This window comes from Candidatus Brocadia sinica JPN1, from assembly GCF_000949635.1.
GTDB lineage: Bacteria > Planctomycetota > Brocadiia > Brocadiales > Brocadiaceae > Brocadia > Brocadia sinica.
This window is the reverse complement of sequence record NZ_BAFN01000001.1, coordinates 1606503-1629989: the sequence shown is the minus strand read 5'-3', so window position 1 is coordinate 1629989 and position 23487 is coordinate 1606503. Positions and strand designations below refer to the sequence as shown.

Sequence of the window (23487 nt, the reverse complement as noted above, 5' to 3'; positions counted from 1 at the left end):
ATTTGTACCGATTTTCAGTGGAAACAAGTGAAGCAGTCCTGTCCACCCCCTAACCCCCGACAGCGGGGGACAAGTACAGATGCAACGGCGCGGCGTCTGCAGCAGAACAAGGGGTTGGTGTTAATCCTTGATTCTGTAACAATTTAGCTCTTTGAAAAACCGTACATTTAAGTGTAATCCACACAAAACAAGAGACGTGGCGCGGGTGGTTTATCCCCCGCCTAATGCCTGACAGAGAATGTTTTCTCAGAGATGTAGGGGCGTATGGCAATACGCCCGTACAACAGGAAAAACAGGCAGACGGGAAAATCCCGAAGGGATGGCATGATTATAGAAAAAAACACACCACAATGTTCAACCCCGTGGGGGTGAAATAGTGCGAAAATAATGATACCATGTCACCCCTACGGGGTTAACCATAATTGCATAACGATATGCTATAATAATGACATCCCTTCGGGATTACATAATCAATATTCTGTTCACTCGTAGTGATGGTGTCTAAAAGTACGCTTAATAGTTACCCAATTTTTGTAAAAACCAGGAACGCAGTAAGTTGCAATACCTCCCCCTTAGAAAAGGGGGCAGGGGGTTGTAAAAATTCCGGGAAAAAACACAACCCCCCCTGAATCCCCCTTTGTTAAGGGGGACTTAAATGGAATAGCTGGAATATAGCTATTCGCAAAACTTTTCAAGCCTCGCAGACACTCAAGAAAAACGATAGGAGGGTGCAATGGAAAATCCATTAACGAATAAAGAGCTGGAACTGATGAACGCCTATTGGCGGGCGTGTAATTACCTTTCCGTAGGCATGATCTATCTCAAGGACAACCCGCTGCTCAGGGAGCCCTTGAAGCCAGAGCATGTGAAGCACCGGCTGCTCGGTCACTGGGGCGCGAGTCCTGCGCTATCTTTTGTTTGGGTACATCTTAACCGGATGATCGTCAAGCATGACCTCAACGTGATTTTCGTGGCCGGGCCTGGCCACGGTGCGCCCGGAGTGCTGGGGCCGGCATATCTTGAAGGCACTTACTCAGAGATATATCCGGACAAGAGCGAAGATGCGGAAGGGATGCAGAAGTTCTTTAAGCAGTTCTCCTTCCCCGGCCATATTGGAAGCCACGTCACTCCGGAAACTCCTGGCTCCATCCACGAGGGCGGAGAACTTGGCTACAGTCTCTCGCATGCCTACGGCATGGCGCTCGACAACCCGGATCTCATCGTCGCCTGCGTGGTGGGTGACGGCGAGGCGGAAACCGGACCTCTTGCTACAGCGTGGCATTCCAACAAGTTCATCAATCCGGTGCGCGACGGCGCTGTGCTGCCGATCCTGAACCTCAATGGATACAAGATCGCCAACCCAACAATCCTTGCACGAATCAGCCACCAGGAGCTGGAGGCGTTGTTTGTCGGCTATGGCTATAAGCCCTATTTTGTGGAAGGAAGCGACCCTGTGGAGATGCATAAGAAGATGGCCGCCACGCTGGAAGAGACCATCGGCGAGATCCGTGCCCAGCAGAAAAAGGCAAGGGAATCGAATAACCCCTTCCGTCCTCGCTGGCCCATGATCGTGTTGCGTTCCCCCAAGGGCTGGACCGGACCGAAGGAGATCAAAGGACATAAGGTGGAGGGCTTCTGGCGTTCGCATCAGGTGCCCTTTGCCGACGTGCGCGACAATCCGGCGAATGCAAAGCTTCTGGAAGACTGGATGCGCAGCTACAAGCCCGAGGAACTGTTCGATGCGGGCGGCAAGCTCGTGCCAGAACTCAAGGCTCTGGCGCCGAGGGGGAATCAGCGCATGAGCGCTAACCCTCATGCCAACGGCGGGCTCCTGCGCAAGGAACTCAAGCTTCCCGATTTTCGCAAATACGCTGTAGAAGTGTCTTCCCGCGGTACAGTGCAATACGAGAACACCAAACCCCTCGGCGAGTATCTGCGCGACGTGATGAAAAACAACATGACGAGCTTCCGTGTATTTGGCCCGGACGAGACCGCATCTAACCGGCTCCAGGCTATCTACGAGGTGAGCAAGAAGACCTGGATGGCAGATATGTTGCCGGAGGATGCTGACGGCGGCGAGCTCGCTCGTGATGGCCGCGTTATGGAGATGCTTTCCGAGCATACACTCATTGGCTGGCTGGAAGGATATCTGCTTACAGGGCGCCACGGGTTTTTTCATACCTATGAAGCCTTTGCCCACGTCATCGATTCCATGTTCAACCAGCACGCCAAATGGCTGGACATCTGCAAAAACCACGTGCCGTGGCGGGCCTCGGTCGCTTCAGAGAATATTTTGCTGTCGTCCACGGTCTGGCGTCAGGACCACAACGGTTTTTCTCATCAGGACCCTGGATTCATTGACCTTGTTACCAACAAGAGCCCATCGGTCACGCGTATCTATCTGCCGCCCGACGCCAATACGCTCTTAGCCGTCGCCGATCACTGCCTGCGCAGCACCAACTATATAAACGTCATCGTTGCCGATAAGCAGAAGCATCTGCAGTTTACTACCATAGATGAGGCAATCGTTCACTGTGCCAAGGGCCTCGGCATTTGGGCGAGGGCAAGCACGGATGCGGGCGAAGAGCCGGATGTAATTTTAGCTTCCTGCGGCGACGTTGCCACTATGGAGGCGTTAGCCGCAGCCGCTATCTTGCGCGAGAAGGCGCCTGATCTGAAGCTGCGCTTCGTCAATGTGGTGGATCTATTCAAGCTGCAGCCGGCATCTGAGCACCCACACGGATCAACGGATCGAGAATTCGACAGCCTGTTCACCACAGACAAGCCCATCATTTTTAACTTCCACGGCTATCCGTGGCTCATCCATAAGCTCTCGTACCGTTTCAAGGGACATGATAACCTGCACGTGCGTGGTTACAAGGAAAAGGGCAACATCAATACTCCGCTCGAACTGGCGATGCTGAATGAAACCTCGCGTTTCCATCTGGTCATCGACATAATTGATCGGGTGCCGAAGTTGCGCACGAAGGCCGCACATTTGAAGGAGCAAATGAAGAATGCCATTATTGATAACCTGCGATACGCGCACGAGCACGGCACGGACCGGCCGGAGATCGCCAACTGGACCTGGCCGTATTAATGTCCGCATCCGCAGGTTGTGGGCTATCAATCGTGCAGGTAAGGAACCGCACTACAGGAAACAGCCCAGCGGAAGCGATAGCGAGCAATGAATGCTCGTGGAGTGCTTCAGAACTGCATTTAGCATGTCCAAATGATGGCATGGGCATGAGAAAAGTAGTAGGGGCAGGTTTGAAACCTGCCCCTACAAGACAATGGTATAAATAACAGAAGGTTTTTTTGAAAACTAAATTGTTCCATAATAGTTGTATAGCGAAATACGGGCACAGGCCATACATCTAACGGCAAGCAGCAATGATAAAAGAGGAAAACCAATGAAAATCTATTTCCATGGCGCAATGGGTGACGTAACCGGTTCTGCCTATCACGTGAGAACCGGAAAAGAGTGCGCTCCGGTCAAGAACCGCTCGAGCCGCTGTAGACGGAGGAAGATGTGCTTCGTCTGAAGCCTTTGATCAAGGCGATTGCCTATAATCAGCCGATTCAAGTCGCTCCGGGTATTCAGGCGCGTCTAGTCGATGCCGGGCACGTGATTGGTTCTGCCAGTGTCGAGCTGACCGTGGATGAAGACGGTAAAAAGACGATCGTGGTCTTCTCCGGTGACCTGGGGCCACGCGGGGCACCCCTGCTGAACGATCCCGTTCCCTTTGAACGCGCCGACGCGGTTATCATGGAGTCCACCTATGGGGATCGGAATCACCGGTCACTGCACGAGACTGCTATCGAGGTACGAAAAATAATCGCAAAAGCGATTGAAGAGAAGGCCAAAATTCTCGTTCCCATATTTGCCGTTGGACGGACACAATTACTGCTCTATCTCCTGGCAGGGGCATTCCGCAACAAAACGCTGCCGCGATTTCCGATTTATCTCGACAGCCCGCTGGCGATCGAGGCGACGAAAATTTACGGCAAACATAACGAACTGTTTGACCAGGAGGCTCAGACCATGGCCAAATCCGGCGATCTGCGCGAGAATCTCCAGAACGCGAAGTACTGTCCCACCACCGAAGATTCCAAGGCGCTCAATGATGTGAAAGGTCCGTGCATGATCATGGCCGGCAGCGGCATGTGCACCGGCGGGCGGATCATGCACCATCTGCGGCACAATCTGCACCGTCCGGAGACGGCCGTCCTGATCGTTGGATATCAATCGCCCGGAACCCTTGGGCGACAACTCGTGGATGGCAAGGAATCGGTCTCGATCTTTGGCGAAGAAGTAGCCGTACGCGCATCGATCCACACTATGGGAGGATTCAGCGCCCATGCCGGACAAGGCGATCTGCTGAAATGGTTCTCTGTCGTTGTGCCTTCACGGCCCCGCGTGATAATCACCCATGGTGAAAACCGGGTACGCAAAATATTTTCAGAGCTTATCTGTTCACAGCATGGCTTGCGGCCAGTGTGCCCCAATCTGGGCGATATGATTGAAATTTGAGGTGAGACATGCGTATTGCAATAGGTTCAGATCATGCCGGATTCGAGCTAAAGGAAGATGTGAAGGCCTTTTTGATCAAGGAGAAACACGAGGTACTCGACGTTGGCACCTACAGCAAAGATCCCGTGGACTACCCGGACTATGCTGAAGCCATCGGCGCAGCCCTGCGTGAATACAGGGCTGAGCGTGGTATCCTTCTCTGCGGCAGCGGCGTCGGCGCATCGATGGCAGCGAACAGGATTCACGGCATCCGCGCCGGGTTATGCCATGACACCTACTCGGCACACCAGGGTGTGGAGCATGATGACATGAATGTGCTGGTGCTGGGCGGTCGTGTAGTCGGCATTGAGCTTGCACGAGAACTGATTCGTTCGTTCTTAAACGCAAGCTTTACAGGCGAAGGGCGACATCTTCGCAGGCTCGCTAAGATGACGGCACTGGAAAACCGGGTGCGCGCCCTGCAGGTCTTCGGCCAGTCGGTATGGCTCGATTACATACGCCGCAGCCTGATCACCAGCGGTGAGTTGCGCCGTATGATCGATGATGACGGCTTGCGTGGCGTGGCCTCCAATCCGGCAATCTTCGAAAAAGCTGTTACCGGATCTGCCGATTACCGTGAGATTTTCGACACGCCGGAAGCACGGGTGCAGGATGCGAAGACGCTCTATGAAAAAATCGCAGTCCGCGATATTCAGGACGCTGCAGATGCGCTGCATCCAGTGTATGAGGAAGCTTTGAGTCGTGACGGGTATGTAAGCCTGGAGGTATCTCCGTTCCTTGCGCACGACACGGTGGGCACCCTGGATGAAGCCAGGCGGCTGTGGCAAGCAGTAGAGCGCGATAATCTGATGATCAAAATTCCAGCCACAACTGAAGGCATTCCTGCCATCCATCAACTTATCAGCGAGGGCATTAATGTCAATGCGACGCTGCTCTTTTCGCAGGAAGCTTACGAACAGGTGGCAGAAGCGTATATTGCGGGTCTGGAGAAATTTGCCGCCCGTGGCGGTGATCTGAAGCGCGTGGGTAGCGTTGCCAGTTTCTTCATCAGCCGGATTGACACCGCCATCGATACGCTTATCGAAGCAAGGTTGCAGGCACCGTCACATGCAAAAGAAGAGCGCTTCCTGCGTGGCCTCACCGGCAAGGCAGCGATCGCCAACGCCAAGCTAACCTATCAGCGTTACCGGGAACTATTCAGCGGCCAGCGCTGGCAAGCGCTGGCCGGACAAGGTGCGCAAACGCAACGCTTGTTATGGGCAAGCACGAGTACGAAGAATCCTAACTACCGGGATGTCGTCTACGTGGAAGAATTGATCGGGCCTGAGACGGTTAACACGATTCCTCCTGCGACCCTCGGAGCTTTTCGTGACCACGGGCGGCTACGCGCAAGCCTCACGGAAGATATCGAGTCAGCCTATGATACCATGACCACGCTCGCCGAAGCCGGAATCTCCATGAAGGACGTGGCCGACAAGTTGCTTGATGAGGGGGTAAAGCTATTTTCGGATGCCTTTGGCAAGCTGCTGAAGGCTTTAGAGAAGCAAAGCAGGGAAGCAGGGGCAGGAAAGATCAATCGCCTGACTTACATACTACCCAAGACATTCGCCTCTGTGGTGAAAAATTCTTTGAGAGAGTGGCACGCGCAGGGCAAAGTAAGAAAGCTTTGGGGTCGAGACGCATCGTTGTGGACCGGCAAAGATGAATCGCAGTGGCTCGGCTGGCTCGGCATTACCAATGATCAGTTGGCTCACATCCAGCGCTTGATCCAAATTACCGAAGTGGCCAGGAGCGCCGGCTTTTCCCATGTCCTCTTGTTAGGCATGGGCGGATCGAGCCTCTGTTCTGAAGTGATGAAGCTGACCTTCGGTACGATCAGCGGGTTTCCGGAACTTTCTGTTCTCGATTCCACCGACCCGGCACAGGTGAAGGCTTTCGAGGGCAAAGTCGATCTGAAAAACACACTCTTCATTGTCTCGAGCAAATCTGGCTCGACCATCGAGCCCAATATTTTAAAACAGTATTTCTTCGACCGCATGACACAACTCGTTGGTGTGAAGGAAGCCGGCTGTCATTTCATTGCCATCACCGATCCCGGTTCCAGGATGCAGCAGATTGCAGAAAGCGATGGCTTTCGGTATGTCTTCTTCGGCTGGGCGAATATCGGTGGGCGCTACTCGGCGCTCTCCGATTTCGGTCTGGTCCCCGCAGCCATCCTGGGAATGGATGTGGTGAAATTTTTGGATAGGACTGATGAAATGGTCTGTGCCTGCATGCCCTCGGTTCCGGCAGAAGAAAACCCCGGTGTCATACTCGGTACCATCCTTGGTGTAGCTGCGAACCAATTTGGACACGACAAGATGACGATCATTACTTCTCCGGGCATTTACGGTCTTGGCGCCTGGCTGGAGCAGATGGTTGCAGAGTCAACAGGGAAAGAGGGCAGGGGATTGATTCCGATTGACCGCGAAGCGCCCGGCAAACCTGATGTCTATGGCCATGACCGTATATTTGTCTACCTGAGAATGCTATCGGCGCCAGATTCGGCACAGGACCAATTGGTTGACGAACTGGGGCAAGCCGGTCATCCGGTCGTACGCATTGAGGTAGACGATCCTTACGACCTGGGCGAGGAATTTTTCCGCTGGGAGATAGCAACCGCAGTGGCCGGTTCCATCCTCGGTATTAACCCGTTTGACCAGCCGGATGTCGAAGTGAGCAAGATCATGACGCGGAAATTGACCGCCGAGTACGAAAGAAACGGCATGGTACCCCCGGAAACACCCTTCTTCACAGGGGAGGGGATCAAGTTATACACGGATGAGAAAAATACGGCTGCATTAATACCGATGATGAAAGATCATCGGACGCTGTCGGGGTATCTCAGGGAGCATCTGAACCGACTCGGCGTGGGCGACTATTTTGCGATTCTCGCCTATATAGAGATGAACGAAACGCACGAGCGGGCATTGCAGGCGATACGCCAGGGCGTTCGTGACGCCAGGCGGGTAGCTACGTGTCTCCAATTCGGACCGCGCTTCCTCCACTCGACAGGACAGGCTTACAAGGGCGGGCCGAATACGGGTGTTTTCCTGCAGATCACGTGCGATGACGCCGTCGATTTACCCGTGCCGGGGCAGAAATACACGTTCGGAGTAGTCAAGGCAGCCCAGGCCCGATGTGATTTTCAGGTCCTGCTGGAGCGCGATCGCCGCGCATTACGCGCTCATCTCGGCGCAGACGTTGGCGCCGGACTGGCTACTCTGCAAAAAGCCGTTGCTGCGGCGCTGCTGTCGTAGCCGGAGGAGACCGGGGACAGTTAGTAGGGACACGGTGCTCCGTGTCCCTACGAATGATGAGGATCACACTATCGAATATCAAACAAGGAATAGTAAATGTCAAAGGATAAGAAACCTCATAATTCGAAATTTCTTGTTCAATATTCGTTATTCAATACGCAGTTTAAATATTGTCAGAAAGGAGAGGCGAATCACCATGAGCAAAGAGAAATCCACGGAAACAAAATCCGATTTAATTAGCCTTGCCGACGAAGAAGGAGTGAAGCAAGTGATCGTGAACTCAATCCTCGGCCTTTGGGACGTCGTCAACAATCTTACACGGCTCAAACCATCCAGGCGAGCCGCCGCCGCACTGGCCAAGATGGGCTGCGACATTATCACCGGCGGCGGCCCGGGGCTCATGCAGGCTGCCAACGAAGGTGCCGCCAGCGCAACGGGACGTGCCCAGTCCGTCGGAATCCGGGTTGATTTACCCTTTGAACAGGAAGTCAATGCGTTTGTTACCCAGGCGTTCGAGCATCGGACATTCTTTACGCGCCTGCACCAGTTCGTGCTCGCATCTGACGCTTTCATCGTCGCGCCGGGAGGGATCGGCACGGTTCTGGAGACGATGATGATCTGGCAGTTGCTGCAGGTGAGGCACCTTGAGGACACGCCGCTGATCCTTGTGGGGAAAATGTGGCCAGGGCTGATCGAGTGGACGCGCGGCTCCATGCTTTCTCCCGATACCCCTTTGGCAAATGCCGAGGATATGACCATTCCGCACTGTGCGGCGAATGCGGAAGAAGCGATCGCTTTCATCCGCGAGTACCATACGGCATGGCTGAATAAGAAGGAAAAAAGGTAAATGACTTCGCTTTGCTTAGAAAACGTTATAGAAAGATTGCTGGTATACCTAGTTGTAGGGGCGAAGCATTTGCTGTCCAGGATATGCGACGGCATTCAAATGTACTATTAGCAAATGCTTCGCCCCTACAAGCGACCTCAAGCAAAGTTGCTGAAAGCCTAATAAAATGTTAAGGAATTTCAAACTTTTTGTTATTGCCTTACACACCCCTACCCCTCTCAAGAGGGGAATTTGAAAAGTCCCCTCTTGGGAGGGGATTCAGGGGTGGGTATTAACCTTGTTATATAAAAGTCACCGAAGACATAATTTAATGTATAGGAATTTCAAAGTTGTTGCAGAGCGAAGAGCTTCTTCGCTCTCCATTGAAAAGAGGTACGCCGAATATCGAATATCGAACAAAGAATGTTGAATGATGAAGTATTTTTACTTCACTATTCGATATTCCTTGTTCTGCGGTTCGACGTTCTCTTTAAATAAGTCGCCGAAGGCCTAATTTAGGTATAGGAATTTCAAGCCTGGTAGCCACAGACTGAAGTCTGCGGCTACATGTGTCGTTGCCTTTAGCAAGGATTTATGTCCAGGAAAAAAACTTTCAATCCCCTTTGTTTTAGGATTGAATGTCTAATGCGAAAAAGCAATTATTCAATACAATCAAAGGAGTCTCCTATGTCCAAAACTAGTTACAAGAAACACCTGATATGGATCATACCGATAGTCGTTGTCGCAGGAGCTGCGTTCTTCGGCTATAAGTTTTGGAAGGCAAAGAAATTCGCGCTGCCGGAGGGGATCGCCTCAGGTAACGGCCGGATCGAGAGCAAACTGGTCGATGTCGCCGCCAAGGAACCGCTCAGGGTCAAGGAAATCCTCGTCGACGAAGGCGATCGTGTCGAGCCGGGTCAGGTGCTGGTAAGGCTGGACACTATCACGCTGGATGCCGAGCTGGCCAGCGCCAAGGCAAACGTCGCCGCCACGCAGGAGCGCCTAGCGATCGCCAACGCCGCCATCGCCAGGCGGAAAAGCGAGATTGAACTTGCCAGGATAGAGGTCGAACGCACCCGAAAACTCGTCGAAGAACGCGCCGGCTCGCAGCGTGAGTATGATGTCCGCAGGACGGCATTGGAAACAACCACGGCCGCACTCGCGGAAGAGGAAGCGAGGCTGCAAACCGCCAAGCAAGAGGTCGAAGTCGCGCAGGCAAACGTAGTGACGATCCAGACCCGCATCGACGATGCGACGCTCAGGTCCCCAGTCCGCGGAAGAGTACTGTATCGCTTGGCTGAAGTTGGCGAGGTCCTGGCTCCCGGCGGGAAAGCACTGACGTTAGTGAACTTGAAAGACATCTATATGGAGATATTCCTTCCCGCACAACAGGCCGCCAAGTTGAAGATTGGCGCCGAAGGACGGATTACCCTTGACCATGCTCCTGGCCTCGCAGCGGCCGGATATGTGAGTTTCGTGTCCCCGGAGGCGCAATTCACTCCCAAGCAGGTCGAGACACGCAGCGAGCGTGAGAAGCTGATGTTCCGCGTCAAGATACAGGTGCCTGAAGAGCTGGCCGCCGCTTACATGGATTACGTAAAGACGGGCGTCCGGGGCGTCGGATATGTCAAGGTGGATGAATACGCCACCTGGCCGCACTGGCTGCAGAATCTCTTGACGCTGCCCTCAAAGGCGATTGAACGCCCCAGGGAGGTGCCTTGATGTGCAATAACGATGCAAAGCCAACGATGTACGAAGGGCGTTGGGCCATTGCCAGTGCGGTTTCACTCCTGAGCATGGTGTTGCTGCTGGACGGGTGTGCGGTGGGCCCCGACTTTGTGAAACCTGAAGCCGAAATTCAGGAAAACTGGAACGAGAAAGATGACTCACGGGTCGCAACCCAGGCTGACGTTGCCAGCCAGTGGTGGAGGGCATTCAGTGACCCGACATTAGATCAATTAATCAAACTTGCTTATCAGCAAAACCTTCCATTGCAGATTACCGGTCTGAGAATTCTGGAAGCCCGTGCCCGGTTAGGTATTGCCATCGGCCAGCAGTTTCCCCAGCAACAAGAGGTATTTGGCAGTGCAACCAAGGAGGGTGTTAGTGAAAATGCGCCCAATAGTTCCTTTAGAGACCGAAATTATTGGGATTATCAGGTAGGCTTTGATGCGGTCTGGGAATTGGATTTCTGGGGCAAGTTTCGTCGGGACGTGCAGGCAGCCCACGCCAGTTTGATTGCCTCGGAGGCTGACTACGATGACGCCCTGGTCTCACTTACTGCTGAAGTCGCCCGCACCTATACGGTGATTCGAACCCTTGAGGTGCGCATTGAGCTAACCAGGAAAAACGCCGAACTCCAGGAGGAAGGGTTAAAGATTGCCGAGTCTCGTTTCCGCAATGGTGTCGTCACGGAACTGGATGTGGCCCAGTCCCGCACGTTATTAGAAAGCACCCGGGCTTCCATACCCCAGCTGCAAAGCGGACTGCGGCAGGCGCAAAACGCCTTGAGTACGTTATTGGGGCAACCTCCGGGCGCAATTCAGACAGTCCTGAACGAAAAGAAAGGGATTCCAACGGCGCCTGCGGAAGTGGCCGTCAGCATGCCGGCTGAATTGCTGCGGCGGCGTCCGGATATCCGCAGTGCGGAGCTTGCCGCAGCTGCACAGTGTGCCCGGATTGGCATTGCCAAAGCGGATCTCTATCCCAGATTTTCGCTTTTTGGTGAGATCGGGTTACAAAGCAGCAGCCAGGGTGGGGTGCAGTCCAACCATGCGCACATGGATAATATCTTTGACTCAGGCAGCTTTTTCTATTCCTTTGGCCCGTCGGTTCAGTGGCCCTTTTTCAATTACGGCCGTATCGAGAACAATGTACGCGTCCAGGACGCGCGATTTCAGCAATTGCTCGTCAACTACAAAAACACTGTGCTCAAGGCGGCCCAGGAATCGGAAGACGCCTTGATTGGCTTCCTCAAATCCCAGGAATCTACAACGTATACACAAAACTCCGTACAAGCTGCCCAGAGATCGGTAGAGATAGCCCTGGTGCAATATCGAGAAGGCGCCGTGGATTATCAGCGCGTGTTGGATACGCAACGCGCTTTATTGCAGGAGGAGATTCGTTTGACCGAGACACGCTCGTCCATTGCCACGAATTTGATTGCCCTTTACAAGGCGTTGGGTGGAGGTTGGGAGTTGCGTCAGGGACAACCAATTATAGCAGAAAGTACGCTAACCGAGATGCAAAAACGGACCAACTGGGGCCGTTTGTTGCCACCGCCGTCACCAAAGCCGGAAGATTTACACCCGCTGCTGACCAGGGACGTACCAGTTTTTAAAAAGCCCTACTGGTAAATACTTCCGCAGCTGATCCGCCGCCGCGCGAGCCGCTTTATAAGCCTGACGATAGAGAGGAGATATAATGAAGATGTGATGTGTAAAATTATACTAAACGTGTTCATTTATTGTGATTTATTAAGAACATAAAAACAAGAACCCCGAAGGGGTAAAATGATTATAGATGAAAAAACCGAAAACAACACCCAATCCCAAGGGGATGACATAATAGACACACGGGGCATTTCACGGGAAAACGATCATATCACCCCTTCGGGGTTTATCGGCTGGTTTTTATGCTATCGTCTATAATCATTTCATCCCTACGGGATTTATAGCGCTTTTATTGAATAGTATTAAATTTATAGTAAGGAATTTCAAAAGAAAATCACAATCTATAAACCTTCTTAGCATACATTTGATACTCTATAAACAGGAGGAGATATAAAATATATGTTGTCTCCCGCGTCTCAATCCGGTAGCACACCGGTGGTCTCCATCAAGGACGTCACCCATCGCTATGGAAGCGTTGTGGCGCTCGATGGCATTTCCCTCGACATTCCAAGCGGCCTTATGGTAGGCGTTATCGGGCCTGATGGCGTCGGCAAATCCACGCTCATGGCTATCGTTGCCGGATCCAAGAAGCTGCAGCAGGGAAACGTGACTGTCCTGGGCGGGGACATCGCTGATGCCCGGCATCGAGGCGAAGTATGTCCGCGAATCGCTTATATGCCTCAGGGTCTGGGCAAGAATCTCTACCTGGAACTCAGCGTTCATGAGAACGTCGACTTTATGGCAAGGCTCTTCGGACTATCTGCCTCTGAGCGTCCGGTCCGCATCAAAGAACTGCTCGATGCCACCGGACTTGCCCCCTTTCCCGAACGCCCCGCTGGCAAGCTCTCAGGCGGTATGAAACAAAAGGTGGGGCTCTGCGGCGCCCTGGTTCACGAACCGGACCTTCTCATCCTCGATGAACCGACCACCGGCGTTGATCCGCTCTCGCGGCGGCAATTCTGGACGCTCATTGACGATATTCGCAAGGGACGCCCCAGCATGAGTGTCGTCATTTCCACTGCCTATATGGACGAGGCGCAAAAGTGGGACTGGATCGTTGCGATGGACGCCGGACGCGTGCTGGCGACAGGAACACCGGCGGAGCTGATGAAACGGACGAACACGAAGGATCTGGAACAATGCTTCATTGCCCTGCTGCCGGAGGAGAAGCGCGCCGGCCATAAGGAAGTAACCATTCCTCTGCGAGTAGAATCCAAATCAGAAATTGTCATCGAGGCCAAGGACCTGACGCGCCGCTTTGGCAGCTTCACCGCGGTTGACCACGTCAGCCTGTCCATCGAGCGCGGCGAGATCTTCGGCTTCCTGGGCTCCAACGGTTGCGGTAAGTCCACAACCATGAAGATGCTGACGGGGCTGCTGCCCCCCACCGAAGGTACCGCGACGCTCTTCGGCGGCCAGTCGGTCGAAGCCGGAAGCATCGAGGTGCGAAATCACATCGGCTACATGACGCAGGCGTTCTCACTCTACGGCGAACTGACCGTTCGCCAGAACCTGGTGCTTGATGCGCGCCTTTATCACATCCCGCCCGACAAAGCCAAGACACGTATCGAGGAGTTGGTGGATAAATTCGGTCTGCGCGCGCATCTTGATTCGTTGGCCGAAGATCTGCCATTGGGCATGCGTCAGCGGCTTTCGCTGGCGGTCGCCGTTCTGCATGAGCCGGAATTGCTGATTCTGGATGAACCCACGTCAGGAGTTGACCCGGTGGCCCGGGACAGCTTCTGGGAACTCCTGATCGATCTTTCGCGGAAGCAGGGCGTGACGATCTTCGTAACCACGCATTTCATGAATGAAGCGATGCGCTGTGACAGGATTTCGCTTATGAACGCGGGGAAGGTGCTGGCGTGCGATGCTCCACAGAAGCTCATCAGGGAGCGAGGCACCGATACCCTTGAGGATGCCTTCATCGGCTACATGGAGGACGCTATTGGTGACGCCGCGGCCAAAGGCGAGAGCAAGGACAGTGCGCCCATCGGCGCATCATCGGCCAAGCAGCCTGCGACCCAGCCAACGCCGTCAGTGCACCGTGCAGGCTGGTTCAGTCTTGGCCGGATGCTCGCCTACACCAACAATGAAACGATGCAGATTCGCCGCGACCCGGTGCGCCTGGCCTTTGCCTTCATTGGTTCGGCATTGCTGATGCTCGTTTTCGGCTTTGGAATTACCTCCGACGTCGAGCACATACGCTATGCCACGTTCGATCTCGATCAGTCTCCGGAAAGCCGTTTGTATCTGGAACAGTTCGCGGGGGCTCAGCGTTACTTCAGTCTTACACCGCCAATCAGAACTGCCGACGAGGCGCTGGAAAGGCTGCAATCAAATGACATCTCGCTGGTTGTTGAAGTTCCGCCGGATTTTGGCAGGGATTTCCGCAGAGGATCCAAACCGGATGTCTCGGCGTCGGTGGACGGGGCCGACCCATACCGGGGTGAGACGATCGCACAGTATGCGCAAGGGGTGCACGACACCTTGCTGCGCGATCCCGCCAGCGGATTGTCCTCCGGCCCAGACAAGTACACCGCCACTCTCCAGACGCGTTTCATGTACAATCCCACGTTTGAAAGCATCTATACAATTGTGCCGAGCGTCCCTTCCCTGCTGCTGGTGCTGATACCGGCTGTGCTCATGGCGGTCAGCGTCGTGCGCGAAAAGGAGCTGGGCTCAATCATCAACTTTTATGTTACGCCGACAGGCAGACTGGAGTACCTTGTGGGAAAGCAACTCCCCTACATTGCGATTGGCATGATGAACTTCTTTATCCTGGCTGCCATGGCGCTGATCGTCTTCGGCGTCCCGATCAAGGGTAGTTTCCTGACGCTGACGATGTGCACACTGCTGTACCTTATCGTGACAACCGGCATCGGCATGGTCATTTCGACGTTCACGAGCAGCCAGGTCGCGGCCGTTTTCGTCACTGCGATTCTGACCATTTTACCGACCACCCAATTTTCTGGTTTGTTACAGCCGGTCTCGACACTTGTGGGTCGGGCCCGGCTCATTGGCTCGATCTGGCCAACAACTTACTACATGCATGCCAGCGTGGGCGCGTACACCAAGGGCCTCGGTCCCAACTTTCTGATGCAGGACGTTGTTTTTCTGGCCTGTTGCATCCCGATTCTCCTGACGGTGAGCGTCGTAAGTATGAGAAAGCAGGAGAAATAGCGATGAGATTACTCCTGAACATCTTCTGGCTTGGGCTCAAGGAAATTGCCAGTCTGCTGAGCGATCTGGTGATGGTGATATTCCTCTGCTATGCGTTCACTATGGCTATCTACGTCCAGGCGACGGGCACTTCGACTCAGGTCAACAACGCATCAATTGCCTTCGTGGACGAGGACGGTTCGGCCTTGTCCAAGGAATTGTTCAATGCCTTCTTGCCGCCGTATTTTCAGTATCCTGAGTATATCGAGGCCAGGAAGGTTGAAGACGCGATGGACAAAGGCCGGTTCATGTTCGTGGTCGCGATTCCGACCATGTTTGAATCGGACCTTCGCGCCGGTCGAAATCCGGACATTCAGGTAAATGTAGACGCAACCGCGATGAAGCAGGCCAGCATTGGCGCGGACTACATTAAGAACATTATTAACCAGCGCATCGCAACTTTTCTCAAACGTACGGATGAAACGGAGCGCCAGCCTGTTAATCTGGTCGTTCGCCGGATGTTCAACCCAAACGGAATGTCCTCCTGGTTTACCAGCGTGGTAGCCATCATCAATCAGGTGACCATGCTAACGGTAATTCTGACAGGCGCTGCGGTGATCCGGGAACGCGAGCATGGAACGCTGGAACACCTGATGGTGATGCCGTTATCCGCGTTCGAAATCGCCATGGCAAAGGTGTGGGCCAACGGCCTGATGATTCTCGTCGCGACGGGGTTTTCACTCTTTTTGGTGGTGAGGACAGTGCTGCAGGTGCCGTTTGCCGGTTCGGTTGTGCTGTGGTTCATTGGCGTCGTGCTCTATCTGTTCTTCACGACGGCGCTGGGGGTATTTCTGGGCACGATTTCTCGATCCATGGCGCAGTTTGCGCTGCTGATCGTTCTGGTAATCATCCTGATGATGCTTCTTTCGGGCGGGAATACACCTATCGAGAGCCAGCCACAATGGCTGCAGTATATCACTTTCTTCCTGCCTTCACGGCATTTTGTCAGCTTTTCGCAGGTGATCATTTATCGCGGCGGCGGCTTGAGCGCGGTATGGTTACAGTTCCTCATGGTAACTGCCATCGGTCTTGGGTTCTTTGCATATAGCCTGGTGCTCTTCCGGAAATCAATTGCAGTGACGAAGTAGGTTCCTGGCATGCAAATCCCGCCTGCCAATCAGGACATTGTTCAATGCCGTAAATAATAATAAGTAGTCAAAGTTTTGACATCTCTTTCAGGAAACTTATATAGCTTACGAATGTAGCGGTAGAATCATCAACCAGAACACATATTAAGTATGAACAGCATATCGGCTGGGTTTCCCAAACAAGTGTGGCATAAGTACAACATGAAAGCTGTTGTTGTTTTGTATGTATGATCTATCTGGATACTTACAGAAAAAATACCAATTACCCAGACCTAGATTCCTTCCCCGTTTTCGACTTCCATGATCTTTTCTACGCGGCGGGCGTGTCTCCCGCCCTCAAAAGGGGTTTCTAACCACAGCTTGACCTTCTGTTCCAAAAGTTCTTCATCTATGACATCAGCGCCAATGCACAATACATTGGAATCATTGTGCCTTCGGCTCATCTCAACCGTATACAGGTTATGGCAGCATGCAGCTCGCACACCCCTTACTTTGTTTGCAACGAGGGACATTCCGATGCCGGTGCCACAGATCAGAATTGCCCGTTCGCATTCCCCTGATCCCACAGCGCGTGCCGCCTGTAATCCATAATCAGGGTAGTCTACCGATTCACTGTTTTTGTTTGTGCCAAAATCCTTTACCGTGTGCCCCATTTGTGTGAGCATGGATGCCACGCGCTGCTTAAAATCAAAACCTCTGTGATCTGATGCTAATGCAATTTTCATTCTAGACTCTTTTACTATCGTTTATAAAATTTTTATGAGAGTTAAAAAATAAAAAACCACAATGTATAACTGCAACAATAACAATATTTTGTACAGCAGTAAACCTGCGTTTTCTTGTGTTGGGAAGCCAGGAATCAGTCTAATTCAACGTTTGGAAATTTCAAAGGGGTTGCAGAGCAAGGAGACTCTTCGCTTCGCCAAAAACCTAATTCGATTGTGTAAATATTACACCTTTACCAAACCCTTCTCAAGGCGACTTCGTATCATAGCCTCTGAAATAATACCCTGGCGGAGGATTTCAAAGGCATCGTCTTTTAATCCAAGTACGGTAGAAGGGGAACGAAACCGTGTCGAACCGCCGTCAAGTACTATGGGAATCTTCCCCCGAAAGTCCATCAGCACCTGTTGTGCATCTGTGGAGGGTGGGTATCCGGAAATGTTCGCGCTTGTAGTGACGATAGGTACCTTTGCAGCCCGGACCAAATCCCTCGCCACGGTGTTATCGGGAAACCGTATACAAATGTCTGAACCGTCCTTTAAAGGGAAAACAATGGCTAACGCACCGGGCCAGAAAAATTCCATCAACCTCTTTGCAGTGTTTGAAAAGTGGTCGACATACTTTTTTACATCGTCGGAATCCGCAATCATTAAGGTGAGTCTCTTTTCTTCGACCCGTTTCTTTACCTTATAAATACGCTCTACGGCTTTTGCGTTGTCTCTATGAGCCCCAAGTCCATATACTGTTTCTGTGGGGAAGGCAACCAGTTCGCCCGCCCGTAATGCCCGGGCAGCTGCTTCTATGTGTTTTGAATAAAGATTTTGATCTCTGAGATTAAGTACTATTGTGTCCATTACTACAGTCGCAGGAACTACCTGTCACGATAAGTACATTAACTACGTTTCTACTTTCAAGGTATAAATCAGAACTTATGCCTTACCTGTCTCGTGTAAGATTAAAATTCCAAATACACATCTTATACAAAATAGTTTAATTTTTAAATATAAATATTTCAACTCTTTTATACCTTGACAATAAATTGCCAAATTTGGTAGAGTTTGCAGCATGGAACTAAAGATACATAAATCGCCTTATTTTTTCGTAATCCTGGGTATTTTTTCTGCCTTTATTTCGATCAGTAAGCCCATGCTCTTTGCCGCAGAAAATATTATGAATGTCGATGAGATTACCCCTGGTATGAAAGGATATGGTAAAACCGTTTTCACAGGTGAGCGGATAGAAATATTTAATGTTGAAGTGTTGGGTATTTTGAGAAACTGGGAAGCAAAGAGCAACATGATCCTGATCAGAATGTCGGGCGGTCCTCTGGAAAAATCCGGCATTATTGCCGGGATGAGTGGCAGTCCTGTTTATATTAACCATCGGCTTATTGGCGCCGTTGCCTATGGATGGAGTTTTTCAAAAGATGCTATTGCAGGTGTTACCCCAATTAACGAAATGAAAAGCACCCTGCTTAACATACCAACACAAGAAAAAGGGCTTTCTCTGGCTTCTACCGATTGGGAACTTCCATCCCCGTTGCAGAATGATCCTGCAGGTACGCCAACCCCTTCCCTGACACCAGAATCACAAGGGGTAACGAGCTATGATTTTGGTAATATAAAGCTTACCCCCATCCTTTCTCCGCTCATAGTATCAGGCGTTGACACTGAAGTCTTGCAAAGAATGAACCCCCTTTTTCATGCTCACGGATTATATCCTGTACAGGGCGGGAGCTTCGCTTCTTACCCGGGCACATCAGGGAAATCCAAACTCGTTCCAGGGGCATCGGTGGCTGCCATCCTGATCAGGGGAGATCTTAGCGCAGCCGTCGTTGGTACGGTAACGTATGTGGATGAAAATAACGTCCTTGCCTTTGGACACCCATTTTTACAAACGGGAAATGCAGACCTCCCCATGGCATCCGCCTATGTTTATACCGTACTCTGCAGCCAGTCCAATTCCGTAAAAATGGCTTCCCCGGTAGAAATAATTGGCAGAATATACCAGGACAGGAGGGCCGGAATCGCTGGTATTCTTGGAGAATCGCCCCGCATGATACCCTGCCGTATCGAGGTTGATGGTTCGCAAAAACTCGAACACAATTTTGAGATTGTAGATAACAAGCTGTTGACGCCCAGCCTTATCTTGATGGCTGCCCAAAGCGCTGTGTTATCAACAGAAAGGAAGGTGGGAGAAAAATCTGTAAAAATACGGCTTTCAGCCCTGATCGAAGGATATGAAAAACCCGTTGTCGTTGAAAATGTTTTTTACGAACTCGACCAATCGTGGTTTTCTCTTAACCACATTGTCCAGCCCTTTACCATGATTATCAATAACCAGTTTCAGTCAGTGCGAATAAACCGGATTGATCTGAAAATTACGGTATTGGACACACGGCAGACGGCGTATATCGAGTCCATTAGGGTGGATAAAAAACAGGTGAAGCCCGGCGACACACTCCAGGTGGACGTGTGTCTGAAGCCCTTTACAGGAGAAAGTTTTTATCAAACGGTAATGGTGCACATACCCGATGATACCCTTCCGGGAAGTATGCTAAATGTTACGGCCTGTGATGCTACGTTTGGCCAGGCATTGAATCTGGGAAGGTCTGCAGGAAAGTACTTGCCCACGAATTTTGAACAGCTCTTGCGTTATATCGAAAACATGGAACGGAATAATAATCTCATGGTGCGCGTCCTGTTGGCCAAAAAAGGAATTACCTATAAGGGAGAAGGATTCCCGTCGCTTCCGGCATCGATGCTTTCCATTATGAGTTTTTCCAATCAAAGCGGGGTAGGCCCTCTTTTAGACGAGGTGATAACCCGTGTTCCAACGGCATATGTGCTGAACGGAAATCAAACTATCCCGGTATCGGTTAAATAAAAGGAATGATCATGAAAGCCCTTGCATTGCAAAAAGTATTTATGGAATTACTCGGTAAAAACATTTTTTTTCGGCAACTTTTTTCACCGCCCTTGCAAAGGGGGGGATTTTGGTTGCAGCTATGCTGCGCTGTGGCGTTTCTCTTTGTCATCCTCTCTTCTTTTGCCTATGGTACGACAACGAACACGTGGACACAATCGACAGAATCTGATTTCAGCAAAGGCACTTCTCAGAATGTGTCTATCAACAATAAGGGAGAAATACGACTTTCTCCGGAAATAGAGGCAATTACAGGAATCAGGAGTGCCTTTGTCTGGTCACTTGCCGAAGATTTACAAAACCGAATATATGTGGGCACAGGCGACCCGGGAACGGTTTATCTGATAAAAGATGGTTCAGAAGCCGTGGAGTTCTTCAAATCACCTGAATTATATATTCAGAGCCTTGCTGTTGACAAACACGGCAATCTCTATGCAGGAACTGCACCACGCGGTATTATTTACAAAATAAACAATAAGGGTGAGACCACGATATTTTGCAGCTTGCCCGCATCCTATATATGGGATATGTCTGTAGATAATAATTCCAATCTCGTTGCTGCAACAGGGAATGATGGTATCCTCTTTAAGATATCCCCCGATGGTACCCCCGCAGTGCTTTTTGATTCTCCAGAAACAAACCTTATGGATATCCATCTTGACCGGTATGGTAATATCTATATAGGGACTGAACCAAACGGTCTCGTATATAAGATCGCACCGTCAGGGCAAGCTCAGGTGCTTTACGATGCAAGCGAAGGAGAAATTCATTGCCTTGCAATGGATTCCATGGATAATATCTATGCCGGAACAGCATTGGGTGCACCGGTACAGGTGCCTGTGGCTCCACCTCCCCAGCCTCCTTTACAAACGGGAATCATCACCTCTGTTTTTAAGGAAGAAAAATCGTGGGAACTGAATCTTCCGGAAGAATTACCCATGGCGCAAACTTCGTCCCTCCAGCAGCAAAGGGCGGCAGTTAAAGGCGCTGAGGTGTCACCGAGAACTACTGGCCTTCCAACCGCCCCCAACTACGTTTACAAAATCACTCAGGAGGGACTAGCCCAAAAATTATTAGAAATCAGCCAGGCATTTATCTTTGGTATGTCTTTTGATTCACAAAACAACCTGTATGTGGTCACGGGAAATATGCCAGGAGTATATAAAGTTTCTGTGGATGAAACTTCAAGCAATTTGGCAAAAGTGGAAGAAATGCAGGCGCTTTGTTGTCTCAACACAAATACGAACGAACTCTATTTTGGCACGGGCAATCTTGGAAGGGTCTATAAGATCTTACCGTCCTTCAAGAAAGAAGGCGCCTTTATCTCTAACGTGCTTGATACCACGGCGCCATCGAATTGGGGAAGTATTTCTTGGACAGACATGCAGCCAGAGGATACGGGGATTACGTTGGCAACACGGTCAGGAAACTGTGAAAAACCTGACTCTACATGGAGTGGCTGGTCTGCACCATATACGGAAAGCGGGGGAAGGATAGCAAGTCCCCCTGCACGTTTTATACAATATAAAGCCACCTTACAGACGATGAATAGCAATTCAACCCCGGTATTAAATATGGTGTCGTTATCCTATCTTCCCAAAAACCAACCACCCAGAATAATTAGTTTTACGGTAGAAAAGGAATCTTTTCCTGCGTCTCAAAAGCCTCCGGAAACAAAAACAGACAGCAAGGCAGAATCAAAACCCCAGGCGGCTGTCAGCCAAAAACCGCATCATCAGATAGCGCAAAAAAATATCCAGTGGGAGGTAGAAGACCAGAACAATGACACCTTGCAGGTGACCATTTGTTATAAAGGCATAGAGGAAAGGGCGTGGAAGGTTATCGATAAGAACACGCAGAAAAAGGGTTCTTATGCATGGGATACCTTGCGGTTGCCTGATGGGAAATATCAGGTAAGACTGACAGCCAGTGATGATCCAGACAATCCGCCTGAGACCGCTTTTAGCGTAGAAAACACAATACAACCCATTATGGTTGATAATTCAAGGCCGGATATTAAGTCATTAAATACCGCAGCGGGAACCAGGGGAAGATATGTCATTTCGGGCACAGTAGAGGACAAATACAGCAATATTGTAAAGGTACAATACACCATCGATGGACAGGAATGGATCTCTGCCTACCCTGTTGATGGAATCTTCGATAGTCTTGAGGAATCCTTTCAAATCACTACCAAGCCTCTTACGGCTGGTGACTACACCCTTATCATAAACGCATTTGATAGCGACGAGAACATTGGGGTAGAGAAGGTAATGATTGAGGTGAAATAAATCAGGACACAGATTTTCCCGCTATACACAGAGAAAGAATTTTTTATCACTTTATGTTTTTCTTTGTGCCTTTTGCCTCTTTGTGGTAAAGTATTATGAAATAAATGCGGGGCGTGGCTCAGTTTGGCTAGAGCGCGACGTTCGGGACGTCGAGGTCGCTGGTTCGAATCCAGTCGCCCCGACCAGCTTTTAAGGGAAGAGGGGTTGTTTCCTATTGTTTTACCGTTGAATTAGGTTATAATATCAATGAGCAGGATGGGTTAAGCGGAGTGAACCTATCGTTTCCCTTGTACTTACAAAAATCAAAAATATATATCACATCGAAAATTCTTAAAGGATGGCATGGACAAATTTGTTTGTCCGATAAAATTCAAATATTTTTTTCCTTTTATTATGATATCTTTCCGGGGAAGTTTGGAAACTTACCGCAAAGATCTTATCATTGTTCCCAAAATTCGGCTTCTGGCATTACCTCCTGCTGCTCATACCTGTTACCATTATCGTCCATAATTACCACTTCACCGCAATCATTACCTTCATTTTAGCTGCAGCCGTTCTGGTGCCGCTAGCCCACTTTCTGGGAGAGGCAAAACGGAGGTAATTTCCGAAAAGACCGGTGAACACCTTTCCAGCATTATCAATGCCACCTTCGGTGATGCAGCAGGACTGGTTATTGCAATTCTTGCCATTAAAAGCGGTTTGATCGATATCGATATTGTGAAATATTCTTTGATTGGCTCAATTATTGGTAATATCCTGCTCATCCTGGGGTTGAGCCTCTTTGTAAGTGGTGTAAATTTTGGTGAACTGAAGCTGAGTCCCATCATTACCGGGACGACAACCATCCATCTCTCCATGGCTGCCATGTGTTTTGTGGTGCCTTCTATATTTGCAAGAGAGGACTCGATATTAGCCCTCCACAAGCACAGCATTGGCATTGCCGTGGTTCTGCTCTTGGTCTACTTTGTTGGAGGTGTTTTATACCACGATTTATTCTCTTATTGAGTATTATAGCCCGGTTATTTTCAGTTTAAGAGGGTGGAGGAACAAATAATATCACGGGTAGATTTGAAGGAGAAACAAAAACCCTCAATTACATTGGTTTCATTAGGTAACACAGCGCAACGAGGCTGCAACCTAACGTAAGAACATATCGCGAGCTACGAGTTGTTGATTTTGTATCAGCA

Annotated in this window: 14 protein-coding genes and 1 tRNA gene; 13 read left to right on the top strand and 2 right to left on the bottom strand. The window is 50.7% G+C overall.

Annotation, left to right across the window (positions count from 1 at the left end):
- Positions 1-733: 733 nt before the first annotated feature.
- The 9 genes from BROSI_RS07330 (at position 734) to BROSI_RS07290 (ending at position 16361) form a co-directional block, all read left to right on the top strand.
- Positions 734-3100: a phosphoketolase family protein gene (locus BROSI_RS07330; RefSeq protein ID WP_052563093.1), complete on the top strand. Its 2367-nt coding sequence runs from the start codon at positions 734-736 to the stop codon at positions 3098-3100.
- On the top strand, positions 3100-3306 hold the full coding sequence (locus BROSI_RS20185) for a hypothetical protein (protein ID WP_052563092.1): 207 nt from the start codon (positions 3100-3102) through the stop codon (positions 3304-3306). The genes BROSI_RS07330 and BROSI_RS20185 overlap by 1 nt, the downstream gene beginning before the upstream one ends.
- Before the next feature lie 226 nt (positions 3307-3532).
- Entirely contained in the window at positions 3533-4534 is a 1002-nt protein-coding gene (locus tag BROSI_RS07320) for an MBL fold metallo-hydrolase RNA specificity domain-containing protein (RefSeq protein WP_052563091.1), read from the top strand.
- Positions 4535-4542: 8 nt separating this feature from the next.
- Entirely contained in the window at positions 4543-7833 is a 3291-nt protein-coding gene (locus tag BROSI_RS07315; protein WP_082059097.1) for a bifunctional transaldolase/phosoglucose isomerase, read from the top strand.
- A 196-nt stretch (positions 7834-8029) separates the two neighbouring features.
- Complete coding sequence (locus BROSI_RS07310) at positions 8030-8680, top strand: LOG family protein (RefSeq protein WP_052563090.1); 651 nt, start codon at positions 8030-8032, stop codon at positions 8678-8680.
- A 666-nt stretch (positions 8681-9346) separates the two neighbouring features.
- Entirely contained in the window at positions 9347-10381 is a 1035-nt protein-coding gene (locus BROSI_RS07305; protein WP_052563089.1) for an HlyD family secretion protein, read from the top strand.
- Positions 10381-12015, top strand: coding sequence for an efflux transporter outer membrane subunit (locus BROSI_RS07300; RefSeq protein WP_200891716.1), 1635 nt, complete (start codon positions 10381-10383; stop codon positions 12013-12015). Before BROSI_RS07305 ends, BROSI_RS07300 begins: the two co-directional genes overlap by 1 nt.
- Before the next feature lie 435 nt (positions 12016-12450).
- Positions 12451-15234, top strand: a complete 2784-nt coding sequence (gene rbbA / locus BROSI_RS07295; RefSeq protein WP_052563088.1) for a ribosome-associated ATPase/putative transporter RbbA — start codon at positions 12451-12453, stop codon at positions 15232-15234.
- A 2-nt stretch (positions 15235-15236) separates the two neighbouring features.
- Positions 15237-16361: an ABC transporter permease gene (locus BROSI_RS07290; RefSeq protein ID WP_052563087.1), complete on the top strand. Its 1125-nt coding sequence runs from the start codon at positions 15237-15239 to the stop codon at positions 16359-16361.
- 272 nt (positions 16362-16633) lie between these two features.
- On the opposite strand, the gene rpiB is transcribed toward BROSI_RS07290, so the two are convergent.
- The gene (gene rpiB / locus BROSI_RS07285) at positions 16634-17086 is read right to left on the bottom strand and encodes a ribose 5-phosphate isomerase B (protein ID WP_052563086.1); all 453 of its coding nucleotides are present in this window, start codon (positions 17084-17086) and stop codon (positions 16634-16636) included.
- A gap of 225 nt (positions 17087-17311) precedes the next feature.
- The gene (locus BROSI_RS07280) at positions 17312-17938 is read right to left on the bottom strand and encodes an L-threonylcarbamoyladenylate synthase (RefSeq protein WP_052563085.1); all 627 of its coding nucleotides are present in this window, start codon (positions 17936-17938) and stop codon (positions 17312-17314) included.
- Between the two features lie 211 nt (positions 17939-18149).
- Here BROSI_RS07280 and BROSI_RS07275 point away from each other — a divergent pair, with 211 nt between their 5' ends.
- From BROSI_RS07275 to BROSI_RS21290, 4 genes are all read left to right on the top strand, one after another.
- Positions 18150-19970 carry a SpoIVB peptidase S55 domain-containing protein gene (locus BROSI_RS07275; protein ID WP_052563084.1) on the top strand — a complete coding sequence of 607 codons (1821 nt, stop codon included), beginning with the start codon at positions 18150-18152 and terminating at the stop codon, positions 19968-19970.
- Between the two features lie 11 nt (positions 19971-19981).
- Positions 19982-22300, top strand: a complete 2319-nt coding sequence (locus BROSI_RS07270; RefSeq protein WP_052563083.1) for a hypothetical protein — start codon at positions 19982-19984, stop codon at positions 22298-22300.
- A 107-nt stretch (positions 22301-22407) separates the two neighbouring features.
- Positions 22408-22485: transfer RNA gene (locus tag BROSI_RS07265), tRNA-Pro, on the top strand.
- 415 nt (positions 22486-22900) lie between these two features.
- Positions 22901-23305 (top strand): hypothetical protein, encoded by a 405-nt coding sequence (locus BROSI_RS21290; RefSeq protein WP_082059096.1) that lies wholly within the window; start codon positions 22901-22903, stop codon positions 23303-23305.
- The last annotated feature ends 182 nt before the right edge of the window (positions 23306-23487 follow it).

Excerpts from the sequence above, each read along its gene's own strand:
- BROSI_RS07290 (WP_052563087.1), top strand. The coding sequence starts at position 15,237 with ATGAGATTACTCCTGAACATCTTCTGGCTTGGGCTCAAGGAAATTGCC.
- BROSI_RS07275 (WP_052563084.1), top strand. The coding sequence starts at position 18,150 with ATGGAACTAAAGATACATAAATCGCCTTATTTTTTCGTAATCCTGGGT.
- BROSI_RS07300 (WP_200891716.1), top strand. The coding sequence starts at position 10,381 with ATGTGCAATAACGATGCAAAGCCAACGATGTACGAAGGGCGTTGGGCC.
- rbbA (WP_052563088.1), top strand. The coding sequence starts at position 12,451 with ATGTTGTCTCCCGCGTCTCAATCCGGTAGCACACCGGTGGTCTCCATC.
- BROSI_RS07315 (WP_082059097.1), top strand. The coding sequence starts at position 4,543 with ATGCGTATTGCAATAGGTTCAGATCATGCCGGATTCGAGCTAAAGGAA.
- BROSI_RS07280 (WP_052563085.1), bottom strand. The coding sequence starts at position 17,938 with ATGGACACAATAGTACTTAATCTCAGAGATCAAAATCTTTATTCAAAA.
- BROSI_RS07305 (WP_052563089.1), top strand. The coding sequence starts at position 9,347 with ATGTCCAAAACTAGTTACAAGAAACACCTGATATGGATCATACCGATA.
- BROSI_RS20185 (WP_052563092.1), top strand. The coding sequence starts at position 3,100 with ATGTCCGCATCCGCAGGTTGTGGGCTATCAATCGTGCAGGTAAGGAAC.
- BROSI_RS07310 (WP_052563090.1), top strand. The coding sequence starts at position 8,030 with ATGAGCAAAGAGAAATCCACGGAAACAAAATCCGATTTAATTAGCCTT.
- rpiB (WP_052563086.1), bottom strand. The coding sequence starts at position 17,086 with ATGAAAATTGCATTAGCATCAGATCACAGAGGTTTTGATTTTAAGCAG.
- BROSI_RS07270 (WP_052563083.1), top strand. The coding sequence starts at position 19,982 with ATGAAAGCCCTTGCATTGCAAAAAGTATTTATGGAATTACTCGGTAAA.
- BROSI_RS07330 (WP_052563093.1), top strand. The coding sequence starts at position 734 with ATGGAAAATCCATTAACGAATAAAGAGCTGGAACTGATGAACGCCTAT.